At 66.2% G+C, this 13,047-nt stretch carries 11 protein-coding genes; 10 read left to right on the top strand and 1 reads right to left on the bottom strand.

Annotated elements, in window-relative coordinates; translation table 11 throughout:
- Positions 1–4: 4 nt before the first annotated feature.
- The 10 genes from NO366_RS01990 (at position 5) to NO366_RS01945 (ending at position 11,385) form a co-directional block, all read left to right on the top strand.
- Positions 5–1,138 carry an ABC transporter ATP-binding protein gene (locus NO366_RS01990; RefSeq protein WP_256532642.1) on the top strand — a complete coding sequence of 378 codons (1,134 nt, stop codon included), beginning with the start codon at positions 5–7 and terminating at the stop codon, positions 1,136–1,138.
- Positions 1,131–2,099, top strand: coding sequence for an ABC transporter ATP-binding protein (locus NO366_RS01985; RefSeq protein WP_343217311.1), 969 nt, complete (start codon positions 1,131–1,133; stop codon positions 2,097–2,099). Before NO366_RS01990 ends, NO366_RS01985 begins: the two co-directional genes overlap by 8 nt.
- 73 nt (positions 2,100–2,172) lie before the next feature.
- The gene (locus NO366_RS01980; protein WP_256532640.1) at positions 2,173–3,003 is read left to right on the top strand and encodes a creatininase family protein; all 831 of its coding nucleotides are present in this window, start codon (positions 2,173–2,175) and stop codon (positions 3,001–3,003) included.
- A gap of 374 nt (positions 3,004–3,377) precedes the next feature.
- Complete coding sequence (locus NO366_RS01975; RefSeq protein WP_256532639.1) at positions 3,378–4,205, top strand: ABC transporter permease; 828 nt, start codon at positions 3,378–3,380, stop codon at positions 4,203–4,205.
- Positions 4,202–4,996 carry an ABC transporter permease gene (locus NO366_RS01970; RefSeq protein ID WP_256532638.1) on the top strand — a complete coding sequence of 265 codons (795 nt, stop codon included), beginning with the start codon at positions 4,202–4,204 and terminating at the stop codon, positions 4,994–4,996. The genes NO366_RS01975 and NO366_RS01970 overlap by 4 nt, the downstream gene beginning before the upstream one ends.
- Positions 4,997–5,310: 314 nt before the next feature.
- Positions 5,311–6,093, top strand: a complete 783-nt coding sequence (locus tag NO366_RS01965; protein WP_256532637.1) for an ABC transporter ATP-binding protein — start codon at positions 5,311–5,313, stop codon at positions 6,091–6,093.
- A gap of 150 nt (positions 6,094–6,243) precedes the next feature.
- A complete protein-coding gene (locus NO366_RS01960; RefSeq protein ID WP_256532636.1) occupies positions 6,244–7,302 on the top strand; it encodes an ABC transporter substrate-binding protein in 1,059 nt (352 codons plus the stop codon).
- 223 nt (positions 7,303–7,525) lie between these two features.
- Positions 7,526–8,698 (top strand): pyridoxal phosphate-dependent aminotransferase, encoded by a 1,173-nt coding sequence (locus tag NO366_RS01955; RefSeq protein ID WP_256532635.1) that lies wholly within the window; start codon positions 7,526–7,528, stop codon positions 8,696–8,698.
- A gap of 239 nt (positions 8,699–8,937) precedes the next feature.
- Positions 8,938–10,224: an amidohydrolase gene (locus NO366_RS01950; protein ID WP_256532634.1), complete on the top strand. Its 1,287-nt coding sequence runs from the start codon at positions 8,938–8,940 to the stop codon at positions 10,222–10,224.
- A 177-nt stretch (positions 10,225–10,401) separates the two neighbouring features.
- Positions 10,402–11,385: a dihydrodipicolinate synthase family protein gene (locus NO366_RS01945; RefSeq protein ID WP_256532633.1), complete on the top strand. Its 984-nt coding sequence runs from the start codon at positions 10,402–10,404 to the stop codon at positions 11,383–11,385.
- Between the two features lie 116 nt (positions 11,386–11,501).
- Here NO366_RS01945 and NO366_RS01940 read toward each other — a convergent pair whose 3' ends face one another.
- Entirely contained in the window at positions 11,502–12,983 is a 1,482-nt protein-coding gene (locus tag NO366_RS01940) for an aldehyde dehydrogenase (protein ID WP_256532632.1), read from the bottom strand.
- Positions 12,984–13,047: the final 64 nt, after the last annotated feature.

Here is a 13,047-nt window from a genome sequence, read left to right as displayed (position 1 = left end):
TACGATGGATGGACAATCTCACTTCGATACGACCGAATCGGCGACCGATCACCTCCTGCAGATCGAAGACCTGGACGTCACGTTTCGGACCAAACGGGGCGACGTCGAAGCGGTCAACGGTATCGACCTGCACGTCGACGCAGGCGAAATTCTCTGCCTCGTCGGCGAGAGCGGGAGTGGAAAGAGCGTCACGGCCCAGAGCATCATCGATCTGGTCCCGCAGCCGCCCGGGGAGATCTCCGGGCGCGTCTGGTACAAGGGACAGGACCTTCGGACGGTGAACAGCGCCGAACTCCGACGGGTCCGCGCCGACGAGGTCGGGTTCATCTTCCAGGATCCGATGTCGAGTTTGAACCCGGTCCACACGGTCGGTCGACAGATCGTCGAGGCCATCAGGGCGCAAAACGACGTGAGCAAATCAGACGCCCGTGAGCGGGCCATCGAGTTGATGGAGCGGGTCGGTATCTCCGATGCGGGCTCGCGCTTTGGCGACTATCCGTTCGAGTTCTCCGGCGGGATGCGCCAGCGCGTGATGATCGCGATCGCGCTGGCGAACGAACCCGATCTGCTGATCGCCGACGAACCGACGACGGCGCTCGACGTGACGATCCAGGCCCAGGTCCTGGAACTCGTCCGCGAACTACGCGACGAACTCGACATGGCTGTCATCTGGATCACGCACGATTTCGGGGTCGTGGCCGAGATCGCCGACCACGTCGCGGTGATGTACGCGGGTAACGTCGTCGAGACGGCGGACGTGTACGAGGTATTCGACGATCCGAAACACCCCTACACGCGCGGACTGCTGGAGTCCATCCCGGGATCGGCCGCCGAACAGGGCCGTCGGCTGACGCCCGTCGAAGGAGAGCCGCCCGATCTCACGGCGCTCGAACCGGCCTGTCGCTTCCGGGACCGGTGTCCGGACGCGATGCCGCGCTGTGAGGACGGGATGCCAGCCACGTTCGTCCCCGACGGTGACGGTGACGATCGCCACGAGGTCCGCTGTTACCTGTACGACGACGCGCCGAACGCGGACGGACCCACCGACGATGGGCCGACCGCTGACGCGCCGATCGTCGATGGGTCGAATGGCGACCTGTCGACCGTCGACTCCGGAGGTGAGTCGAGCCATGAGTGACTCGGAACCGCTCGTTCAGGTGTCGGGCCTGACGAAGCACTTCGAAGAACGAAGTGGCTTCTTTGGCGGCGACGTCGAACAGGTGCAGGCGGTCGACGGCGTCGACCTGACTATCGAGCGAGGCGAGACGTTCGGTCTCGTTGGCGAGAGCGGCTGTGGAAAATCGACGCTCGGTCGGACGATCCTGCGGCTGTACGACCCCACCGATGGGACGATCCGATTCAAGGGGCGTGACATCACCGACAGTTCGTACGACGAACTGCGGCCGCTGCGCGAAGAGATGCAACTCGTCTTCCAGGATCCGTTCTCGTCGCTCAATCCAAGACGGCGGGTCGGCGAGATCGTCGAAGAGCCCCTGGCCATCCAGGGAGTCGACAAGCGCGAGCGAGAGGAACGGGCGCGTAAACTGCTCGAACGGGTCGGACTGCAATCCGAGCACTACGGGCGGTATCCACACGCGTTCTCCGGCGGACAGCGCCAGCGGATCGGCATCGCCCGCTCGCTCATCGTCGAACCGGATTTCATCGTCGCCGACGAACCGGTCTCCGCGCTCGACGTCTCGATCCAGGCCCAGATCATCAACTTACTCGACGACCTCAAAGACGAGTTCGATCTCGCCCTCCTGATCATCGCCCACGACCTCTCTGTGGTCAGGTACGTCGCGGATCGGATGGGGGTCATGTACCTCGGCGAACTGGCCGAGGTCGGTCCGGCAGAGACGGTCTTCCAGGACCCGAAACACCCGTACACGAAGGCGTTGCTCTCCTCGGCGCCGATTCCCGATCCGACCCGCCGAGACCGAGAGCGGATCATCCTGGAGGGTGAACCGCCGAGCCCCATCGATCCGCCGACCGGCTGTAAGTTCAGGACGCGCTGTCCCAAAGCGTTCGAGGAGTGCACCGCGGAACCCGAACTCGAAGAGGAAGATCCCGACCACCACGTTTCTTGCCACCTCTATTGACAAGTATTATCTTAACTTATATTATATAAATTAAGTTAGAAATTTAGGGGAGGCTGCCGTGTGTGTTCCTACCGTGACGACCAAGAACGATTCAGTCCTGATCGAAGAACTGTCGTGGACCGAAGTCGCCGACAAACTCGAAAACGGCTACGACACCGCCGTTCTCGCCTGTGGTGCGATCGAACAGCACGGCCCACACCTGCCGACGGGCGTCGACAATTACCTCGGCTACTCGATCGCCGAGGGGGTCGCGAACCGACTGGGGAACGCGCTGGTGGCGCCGACGATCCGTCCCGGCTGTTCCGACCACCACGTCGACTTTCCGGGAACGTTCTCCATCTCGCGTGAAACGTTCGTTCGACTCCTCACCGAGTACTGCGAGTCACTCGCGCGGATGGGGTTCGAGAACATCGCGCTGATCCCGTCACACGGGGGCAACGTCGACGTCATGCGAACGTACACGCCGAAGATCGCGATCGACCTCCAGGACGAGGCGGACGTCTACTTCGTCAGCATGGACTTCGACGAACTCACGGAGTACTGCGAGGAGAACGACATTCCGCGAGAGGTCGCCGGCGTCCACGCCGGACTGTCGGAAACGGCGCGAATGCTCTACGATTACGGGGAACTCGTCGACATGGACAAAGCCGAGGAGGGAATGACGGAACCGGCGTTCTACGAGCCGGAACGGATCCCCCAGTCTCAGCTCGAATCGTTCACCCACGGCGTCAGAGAGCAGGTTGCGAACGGCATTCTCGGGGACGCGCGCGGCGCGACTGCCGAGCTGGGCGAGGACATGAAGGAGATCCTCGTCCGGAACTTCGCGGACGAGATCCAGCGCCGCATCGACAACGATCTCGTCAGCATGGACGTTCCGGACAGCGTGGCTCACGAGTACGACTAGGGGTGGCCACCGACTGGACGGCGCCGAAGCCGAGGGACGACTGGACGGCGCCGACGCCGACGACACCGCTCCGATCCCTGGACCGTACCGACCGATGGCCGCCTTCCGAAGGCTTTTGCCGGTGTAACTGATGCCAACCGATAGCATGATAGTGCCGACGGGACGCCGAGAGGGGTGGAGGTGGAGATCGGTACCACGGACCGATCCGAACGGCGGTGGAGCGACCGCGACGGATGGTTTCGGGACCGGTGCTCCCGGTGGACTCGAGGGAGGATCGCAGCACCGGTCGATCGGTCCTCGCCCCCGGACTCTGGGGTCCGAATCCGTCGCGAACGCCAGAGCCCGTTCGCCTCACGCGGTTGCGAGGTGGTGACGTGGCGACGAACCAGCAGGGGTCGGCGGGCATCGGTCCCACCGTTCGATCGGTGTACGATGGCAACGCGACGCTGCGGCGAGTACTCGCGATCGTTCCGATCGTGATCGTCCTGTTGTGCTGGGAAGTGGCGTCGGGGTCGGTCGTCTCTGCGGAGATACTGCCGCCGTTCTCGGCCGTCGTGCCGGAGATCGTCTCGCTCGGCGGGTCGACCGAATTCCGGACCAACGCGATCGATACCCTCCTCCGCGGGTTCGCAGGGCTCCTCGTCGCGATGGCCGTCGCGATTCCACTCGGCCTGCTCATGGCTCGCAACGACCGGATCGCGTCCGCGGTCGAGCCGGTGATCGGGTTAAGCTACCCGGTCCCGAAGGCGCCGATGACGCCGCTACTCGTGTTCTGGCTCGGGTGGGGCCACCTCCCGGTCGTGGCACTCGCCGCCGTCGGCGGGTTGCTCCCGATCCTGATCAGCACGTACAACGGGGCCTCGACCGTCCAGGAGGAACTCCTGTGGGTGTCTCGATCCCTCGGTATCGGGCGACTCAGGGAGACCTACGCGGTCGTGTTTCCGGCGTCGCTTCCGACGATCCTGACCGGCGTCCGCATCGGGATGATCTTCTCGTTCATCATCGTCGTCTCCGCGGAGATGATCGGCGGTCGGGCCGGACTCGGAAACATGGTCATGCAGTTCAGCCAGTACGGCCAGTACGAGGAGCTGTTCGCCACGGTGGTCCTGATCACCGCCGCCGTCGCGCTTCTCGATCGGCTCTACCTGCGCATAACGGCGTACCTGCTGCGCTGGAGTGATCAGGGGGTGAGCGCGCTATGAGCGGCGCGTACCCGGACGGGACCATCCGCGACCGCCTGCAGAGCGGTTCGACACGGGTGGTCACCTACGTCGGCCCGCTGCTGACCGTCCTGCTCGGGTGGGCGGTGATCGCTCACTTCGAACTGATCGACGAGCGGACGCTCCCGCCGCCGACGGCCGTCTGGGAGTCGTTCGTCTCGCTGACGTCCGAGGGGACGCTGACCGAGGCGATCGCGGTGACGCTTCCGCGCGCCGGCGCTGCGTTCGCAATCGGCGTCAGCGCGGGCGTGCTGGTCGGGTTGACCATGTCGCAGTTCCGCCTGGTCGAGTGGTTCTTCGACCCGATCCTCTCGACGCTGTTCCCGATCCCGAAGATCACGCTCGTCCCGGTCTTCATCCTCTGGCTCGGACCCAACACGACGGCCGTGGTCACCCTGGCGGCCTTCGAGGCGTTCTTCCCCGTGGCGATCGCCACGCACGGCGGGACGAAGTCGGTCGATCGCGAACTGATATGGTCCGCCCGTGCGATGGGTCTCTCGCGCCTACAGACCGCGGTGAAGGTCGTCTTGCCCGCGTCCCTACCGGACGTGCTGAACGGCGCCCAGATCTCGCTGTTCCTGACGTTCGCCGTGATCGTCGTCTCCGAGATGGTGCTGGCCCCGTCGGGACTGGGACAGATCCTCACGGAGTCGATGCGGAGCTTCCAGACGGCCGACGCCATCGCGGTCATCGTGGTTGTCGCCCTGTTCGGACTCCTCTTCGACGGTGTCTTCCGGATGCTCCAGGCCCGATTCACCTGGTGGGCACAGTGACGAGCCGGGTACAGTGCCGAGCGTAGCCCGGTGACGAATTGCACCCGGTGACGAACGGTACCCGGTGACGAATTGCACTCGGTGACGAACTGGACCCGGTGACGACCCGGGGAATCGGTGACTTGACCCGGGCGTCGGTATCGGAACGCATCGTGAGACTGATGCGCGTTGCGATCGTGCCCCGAGTGACGTCACCCGTCGGTGTACCGTACCCGAATCGCAGACTCACCGGGGCGAAGGGTGTACTGCCCCACCCAGGCAACCGGGAGACGAAGGCTTATCTCGGTCGACCGGTATCCTTCGCGAGACACCCGATGGCAACCGTCACGCTCGACGACATCACGCACGTTTACGGTTCGGGCGACGACGCGGTGACCGCGCTCTCTGACGTCTCCGTGCGCGCCGACGAGGGCGAGTTCGTCTCGATCGTCGGCCCGAGTGGCTGCGGAAAGAGTACCCTCCTCTACCTGACCGGCGGATTCCTCGATCCGACGGCGGGCACGATCGCCGTCGACGGCGACCCGATCGACGGGCCGGGGACCGACCGCGGCGTCGTCTTCCAGGAGTACGCGCTCTACCCCTGGAAGACCGCCATGGAGAACGTCACGTTCGGCCTGTCGCACGTCACCGACCTCGACGCGGAGGCGATCGAATCGCGCGCCCGCGCCGAACTCGCCCGCGTCGGTCTCGAGGGGGACGCCGACAAGTATCCGACGGAACTCTCCGGCGGGATGAAACAGCGCGTCGCCATCGCCCGGACGCTCGCGTACGACCCGGCGATTCTCCTGATGGACGAGCCGTTCGGCGCCCTCGACGACCAGACGCGCGAACTCCTCCAGGAGGATCTGCTCGACATCTGCACCGAGACGGACAGGACGTCACTCTTCGTGACGCACGACATCGAGGAGGCCACCTACCTCTCGGACCGGGTAATCGTGCTCACCGCCCAGCCCGGCGAGGTCAAGACCGTCGTTTCGGTCGACATCGACCGGTCGTTGCCCCGAGACGAGGTACTCCGGACCGACGCGTTCCTGGAGACGGCGACCGAGATTCGCTCTGCCGTCCACGAGGAACTCGTCATCGGGTCGGGCCACTGACTCGGCGTCGGCGCACTGAGTCGGTTTAAATCGTACGCATCTGCACTACTCCGCCCTATTTGTTGAACAGTATTACGTTTTTTAGAATATATTTCGAAATATGACCGCCGCTTCCTCAAACTTTATTGTGGTGGTATCCTATCCCACGCTATGGGTTCAGAATTAGGCAACTTTTCGACGCGGAGAGAGGTACTCGCGGCGACGGGTGCGACGACGCTCGCCGGCGTGGCGGGGTGCATGGGCGGTGACGACGGCGAGAACACGATCAGGTACGCCGGCGTGACCGGCGCGCTGGTCAACGACCTCCTGGCAACGTTCAACCTGTCGGATCACATGACAGAGGAGGTCTTCGAGTACGCCGGCGAGGAGTACGAGTTCGAGTTCCTCGACGTGGCGAGCACGCCCGAGGTGGTCCGATCGCTCGGGTCCGGCGAGGCGGACCTCGGCTTGCTCGCGTACTCCTCGCTCGCGAACGCGATCGAAGAGGACATCTTGCAGGGCGGCGCGACGGTCATCGCGCCGCTGACGTACGACGGCCCGCGCTACGCGGACACGTACTGTGCGACGGCGGGGTCTGACATCACCGACCCGGCCGACCTGGAGGGCGGGTCGCTGGCGGTCAACGGCATCGGGACGGCGATCGACATCGCCGCGCGATACGTGTTCGTCCAGGAGGGAGTCGACGTCGACTCCGTCCAGTTCCAGGAGATCGACTTCCCGGCGATGGCCGCGACGCTGGCCGACGGGACGGTCGACGCCGCGACGTTCGTCCAGCCCTTCTACCAGCAGAACGAGTCGGACCTGCAGGTCGTCTTCGACACGGCCGACGCGTTCGGTGACTTCCTCAAGATCTTCGTCACTGCCCGCGACGACTTCCTCGCCGACAACGCCGAACCGGTCGAGTACATGCTGGAGGACTTCTGGACGGGCCTGCAGTGGTGGGCCGACGACGCCAACAGCGAGCAGCGCCTCGACATCGCGACGGAGGTCATCGGGCTCGACCGGGCGGTCCTCGAACCGATCATCGGCACCGACGCCGACTACTACCACGGCGAGGACGGCCTCCGCATCGATCCGGCCTGGATCCAGGCGCCGATCGACGGCATGCAGGAGGTCGGCGAAATCGAGGAGTCGATCGACGTGAGCGAGTACGTCGACAACGCCTACCTCTCGGAGGCAGCGAACGTCGAACCCTCGACGCTCGGCTGAGCCTCGCTGCGACGTCGCCGTCAACTCCTCGCCATCCGCTTCGAAGCCGACACGATTTCTCCGTGCTCTCCTGACCGACGACACCGTTCTCTCGGGGGCGATGCTGGTCTGTCACCGACCGGTAGGATCCTCGTTGGATACCTCGACGAGCGGACCCCTCGCCGCCGAGCGGGACGACTGCCGCTGCCGGTGGACTTATCCCCGGAGGTGGTCATCCCCCACCATGTCAGAAACGGACCGTCTCGCGGCGCGTGCGAGGGGCGCCGAGGGATCCGAGATTCGAGTCATGTTCGAGCGAGCGCGAGCGTACGACGGCGACCTCGCGCGCCTCGAAATCGGCGAACCGGACTTCGACACGCCCGGGTACGTCGTCGACGCAGCGGCCGAGGGGGCACGCGGCGGTGCGACGCACTACACGTCGACCTACGGAACGACGCCACTTCGCGAGGGGATCGCCGACCGGATCGAGCGCGAGAACGGCGTCCCGGTCGATGCCGACGGCGTCCTGGTGACCGCCGGCGGTATCGAGGCGATCACGGTCGGGCTCCTGTCGGTCGCCGGCCCGGGCGACGAGGTGGTGGTGTTGACGCCCGGGTTCGCCAACTACACCGCGCAGGTCGAACTGACCGGCGCCGAACCCGTTCAGGTCTCGCTCCCGCCCGAGACCGGGTTCGATCTCGACCCCGACCTCGTGGCCGAGCACGTCACCGACGACACCGCCGCCGTCGTCCTGTGTCGCCCGACGAACCCGACTGGTCGCGTCTACGACGAGGCCGACGTGCGCGCGGTCGCCCGGGTCGCCGCCGACCACGACGCCTACGTCCTCGCCGACGAGGTCTACGAGCGACTGACCTACGAGGGGACCCGCCGGAGCGTCGCTGCCATCGCCGACGACCCCGAGTGGGTGCTGTCAGTCAACTCGTTCTCGAAGGGCCACGCGATGACCGGCTGGCGCGTCGGCTGGCTGGCCGGCCCGTCGGACGTGATCGACGCGGCGCAGGTCATCCGCCAGACGACCACGTTGTGTCCCTCGAGCGTGTCCCAGGAGGCGGCGCTGGCAGCACTGGAGGGCCCACAGGAGCCGTTCGAGGAGATGGTCGCGGCGTACGAAGACCGTCGAGATACTGTCCTAGAGCGCGTCCGGGAGTGGCCGGAGATCACCTGCGCCGATCCCGAGGGCGCGTTCTACGCCTTCCTCGACGTCCGCGCGTTCGACGAACCGGCGATGGACCTCGCGCTCCGCCTGCTTTCGGACTACGGCGTCTCGACGACGCCCGGAACCGCGTTCGGCCCTGGCGGCGAGGGCCACCTCCGAATCAGTTACGCGACCGACGAAGCCGTCCTCGAGACCGGCCTCGATCGACTCGAACGGGCGATCCGCGACGAGTTCGAGTGACCGACCGTCCACGCCGAGTTCGGGTGACCGATCGTCCACGCCGAGTTCGAGTGACCGATCGTCCACGCCGAGTTCGAGTGACCGATCGTCCACGCCGAGTTCGAGTGACCGATCGTCCACGCCGAGTTCGAGTGACCGACCGTCCGCGACGAGTTCGGGTGACCGACCGTCCGCGACGAATCGCCTCCTGCGTCGATAGCGGGGGGAATCTTTACCGGGTGTGAGCCGAACGTGGTCCCATGAGCAGCGCCGACGAGTGTGACGACCTGGTTTCGTTCCGGCGAGACCTCCACCGACACCCCGAGCCCGCGTGGTGTGAGTTCTACACGACGAGTCGGATCGTCGAGGCGCTCGACGCGCGTGACGTCGACGAACTGTACGTCGGGCCGGCGGCGATCGACGGCGACGCCCGACGGAACGTTCCCGACGATGATACCCTCCAGACGTGGCTCGACCGTGCTCGTGCAGCCGGGGCGGACCCGTCAGTGCTCGAAACCGTCTCGGGCGGGCTCACCGGTGCCGTCGCCGTCCTCGACCGCGGCGACGGTCCCACGATCGGACTCCGGGTCGACATCGACGCGCTCCCGATCACCGAAGCCCGCGAGGATCACGTGCCTGCCGACGAGGGGTTCCGATCGGAACACGAGGGGTACATGCACGCATGCGGTCACGACGCGCACACGACGATCGGCCTCGGCGTCCTCGACGCCGTCGCCGACAGCGACTTCGCCGGGACGTTGAAGGTGTTCTTCCAGCCCGCAGAGGAGAAGGGAAGCGGTGCCGAGCCGATGGCGAAGAGCGGTCACGTCGACGACGTAGACTACCTGCTCGCCGTCCACGTCGGGTTCGATCACCCGACCGGCGAGGTCGTCGCCGGGTTCGACGGGTTCCTCGCGGTCAGGGACTTTCAGGCGGCGTTCGTCGGCGAACCCGCGCACGCCGGAGCGAACCCCCACCAGGGCCGGAACGCGATCCAGGCGCTGGGGACGGCGATCGAGAACCTCTACGCGATCCCGAGACACGGCGACGGACCGACCCGTGTGAACGTCGGCGTCGTCGACGGTGGGACGGCGACGAACGTCGTCCCCGAGGCGGCCGTCCTCTCCGGACAGGTCCGCGGGGAGACGACCGAGCTCATGGAGTACACCTACGCCGAAGCCGAACGCGTCCTCCGGTCCGCGGCGACACTGCACGACGTCGAACTCGAGATCCCCCAGGACGTCGGTGCCAGTGCGCCGTCCGCGGAGAGTGACGACGAGGTCGCGGCCGTCGTCGCCGCGGTCGCCGGCGACGTCGACGGCGTCACGACCGTTCTCGACCGCGCCGTCCTAGACGGGAGCGAGGACGCGACGCACCTCATGCGACGCGTAACGCACAACGGTGGACGCGCCGCGTACGTCGGCGTCGGTACGGATCACCCTGGCGGCCACCACACCGAGACGTTCGACGTCGACGAGGAGAGCCTCCGAATCGGCGTCGAGGTGATCTCCGGGGCGGTCACCGACCTCGCCGAGCGTCGACCCTGATCCGCGGCGTCGACGGACGGGAGTCGGGGACCCCGTACTCTGCGGCGTCGACGGACCGATGCCCGTAGTGCCGTCGCAATCAGGTGCGTCGAACCCCAGATGCGGTACGCAACGACGGTATCGGAAACCCGTTCGCGGTATGCCAAACTTTACCGTACGTCGAGCGAAACGGCCGGTATGACGCTCAGATTGACGGCAGACGACGTGACCGGCGTGTTCGCGATCATGCCGACGCCCGCGACCCCAGACGCGAACGACCCGGCTGCACGGGAGACGGTCGACGTCGACGAGACCGCGCGGGTCGTCCGTGAACTGGAGGCGGCCGGCGCGAACGCGGTGATGCTGACGGGAACCTCAGGCGAGGCGTTCGCGCTCACACCCGAGGAGTGGCGGACCGTGACCCGTACTGCGGCGGAGACGGCCGAGGAGATGGCCGTGCTGGCCGGCCCGACGACGCTGAACACGCGAACGACGATCGACCGGGCGAAATTCGCGCGCGACGTCGGCTGCGATGGTCTCCTGCTCGGCCGGCCGATGTGGTGTGAACTCTCGCCGGACGCGACGGTCACGTTCTACCGGCAGGTCGCCGAGGCGGTCCCGGAACTGGGGATCGTGGCCTACGACAACCCGGGCGCGTTCAAGCGGCCGATCTCGTCCTGGGACCGACTCGTTCCCATCGAGAACTTCGTCGGCGTGAAGTACGTCAGCCTGGGGCCGGAGTACTGGGAGGCACTCCGCCAGGTCAGGAACGCCGACGGCGAGTGTACCGTCCTCCAGATGGACGCCTACCTCGCGGCCGCGATGACGTGGGATCCCGACGTCCCGGCGGCGTGCTGGTCGTCGAGCGTCTCCTGCGGTCCGGCCCCGACGATGGCGCTGGTGGCGGCGCTCGAGGCGGGCGAGTGGGAGCGAGCCATCGCGCTGTCTCGACGGATGGCCCGCACGTTCGAGACCTTCTTCCCCGAAGGGAACATGCAGGTGTTCGGTCGCCACACGCCGGCCGTCGTCAAGGCGCGCATGAACGAGGCGGGCTTCATGCGCGCCGGTCCCGTCCGACCGCCGGACCCGGAGACACCGGAGGCGTACCTCGAAGGGGGTCGGGAGTCGGGTCGACGATGGCGTGAACTCGCCGAGGCGGTCGAACGCGGCGAGTTCGACTAGAGACGGCGCCACCGCCGTCGGTCGAATACTATCGTCGTCGTACGAATACTATTGCTGTCTGACGAATACTATCGACGTCGAACGAATTCTAGCACCGACTGACCGGGTGCGCCGTCTCAGTACGGATTGAACGGATTGTCGACCTCGCCGGAGAGGTCCATCCAGACGCTCTTTGTCTGGTAGTACGCTTCGAGCCCCTCGCGGCCGGCTTCGCGGCCGAGGCCGCTGTCTTCGAACCCGCCGAAGGGCACGTTCGGCGCGATGACCCGGTACTCGTTCACCCATATCGTGCCGGCCCTGATCTCGTCGGCGGCCCGGTGGGCCTGCCGCATGTCTTCCGTCCAGACGGCGCCCGCGAGGCCGTAGTCGACGTCGTTCGCCAGTGCGAGCGCCTCGTCCTCGTCCCGAAACGTGAGGACGGACGCGACCGGGCCGAAGATCTCCTCCTGGGCGACTCGCATGTCAGACGCGACGTCGGTCAGGACGGTCGGCTGGACGAAGTAGCCCTCCTCGTCCGTCTCGATCCCGCCACACGCCAGCGTCGCGCCCGCCTCTCTGCCCATATCGATGTAGTCGCGGACTGTCTCGAACTGTCTCTCGAATGCGATCGGTCCGACGTGCGTTTCCGGGTCCATCGGGTCTCCAAGGACGACGTCGGCGGCCCGCTCGGCGAGCAGATCGACGAACTCGTCGTGGATGTCCTCGTGGACGATGACCCGGGACCCGGCCATGCAGACCTGCCCCATCGACGTGAAGATCCCCTTCGTCACGCCGTTGGCGGCGTTCTCGAGGTCGGCCGAGGGGAAGATCACGTGCGGACTCTTGCCGCCGAGTTCGAGCGAGACGGCCGAGAGGTTCCGGCCGGCTTCAGCGGCGACGGCCCGCCCCGTCTCCGTACTCCCGGTGAACGCCACCTTGTCGACGTCCGGGTGGCCGACCAGGGCCTGCCCCGCACCCTCACCGTATCCGGTGACGACGTTGTACGCGCCGTCCGGGAGGTCGGTGTGTTCTGTGAGCAACTCCGCCAGCCGGAGGGCGCTGACCGGCGTCACCTCACTCGGCTTGTGGACGAACGTGTTCCCCGCGGCGAGGGCCGGTGCGAGCTTCCAGCACGAGAGCAACAGCGGAACGTTCCACGGGGTGATCGCGCCGACGACGCCGTAGGGCTCCTTCGTGACGTAGTTGAACATCCGTCCGTCCTTCTGCTCGGCGGCGTTGACGCGTCCCTCCGCTACCTCCTCGCACCGGCGCGCGAAGAAGTGGAGGAACTCGACGACGTGGCCCAGCTGCGCGGTGGACTCTCGCAGGTGCCGGCCGTTCCCCAGCGTCTCGAGACGCGCGAGTTCGTCGACGTGTGACTCGACCGTATCTGCGATCTGGTGGAGGATCTCCCGTCGCCGACTCGGGCCGAACGAGCCCCACTCGCCGTCGAACGCCTCTCTCGCGGCGGTGACGGCCGCGTCGACGTCGTCGCCGGTTGCGTCGGGAACCGTCGCCCAGACCTCGCGATCGTACGGATACTCGACGGGTATTCGGTCGTCGCCGGTCGACTCGAGACCGTCACCGTCGACGAACAGGTCGTAGTTCGTGCTCTCCATCTCGCTGGGGTCAATGACATCGTGTGACAATAAACCATCGACAGCGGCGGTCTACGGGTACAAC

This window comes from Halovivax cerinus (assembly GCF_024498195.1).
Classification (GTDB): Archaea; Halobacteriota; Halobacteria; order Halobacteriales; family Natrialbaceae; genus Halovivax; species Halovivax cerinus.
Note: the sequence above shows the minus strand (reverse complement) of the source record. Positions and strands in the feature narration are given on the sequence as shown.

Coding starts and splice junctions, on each gene's coding strand:
- NO366_RS01990 (WP_256532642.1), top strand. CDS start 5: ATGGATGGACAATCTCACTTCGATACGACCGAATCGGCGACCGATCAC.
- NO366_RS01985 (WP_343217311.1), top strand. CDS start 1,131: ATGAGTGACTCGGAACCGCTCGTTCAGGTGTCGGGCCTGACGAAGCAC.
- NO366_RS01970 (WP_256532638.1), top strand. CDS start 4,202: ATGAGCGGCGCGTACCCGGACGGGACCATCCGCGACCGCCTGCAGAGC.
- NO366_RS01965 (WP_256532637.1), top strand. CDS start 5,311: ATGGCAACCGTCACGCTCGACGACATCACGCACGTTTACGGTTCGGGC.
- NO366_RS01960 (WP_256532636.1), top strand. CDS start 6,244: ATGGGTTCAGAATTAGGCAACTTTTCGACGCGGAGAGAGGTACTCGCG.
- NO366_RS01955 (WP_256532635.1), top strand. CDS start 7,526: ATGTCAGAAACGGACCGTCTCGCGGCGCGTGCGAGGGGCGCCGAGGGA.
- NO366_RS01950 (WP_256532634.1), top strand. CDS start 8,938: ATGAGCAGCGCCGACGAGTGTGACGACCTGGTTTCGTTCCGGCGAGAC.
- NO366_RS01945 (WP_256532633.1), top strand. CDS start 10,402: ATGACGCTCAGATTGACGGCAGACGACGTGACCGGCGTGTTCGCGATC.
- NO366_RS01940 (WP_256532632.1), bottom strand. CDS start 12,983: ATGGAGAGCACGAACTACGACCTGTTCGTCGACGGTGACGGTCTCGAG.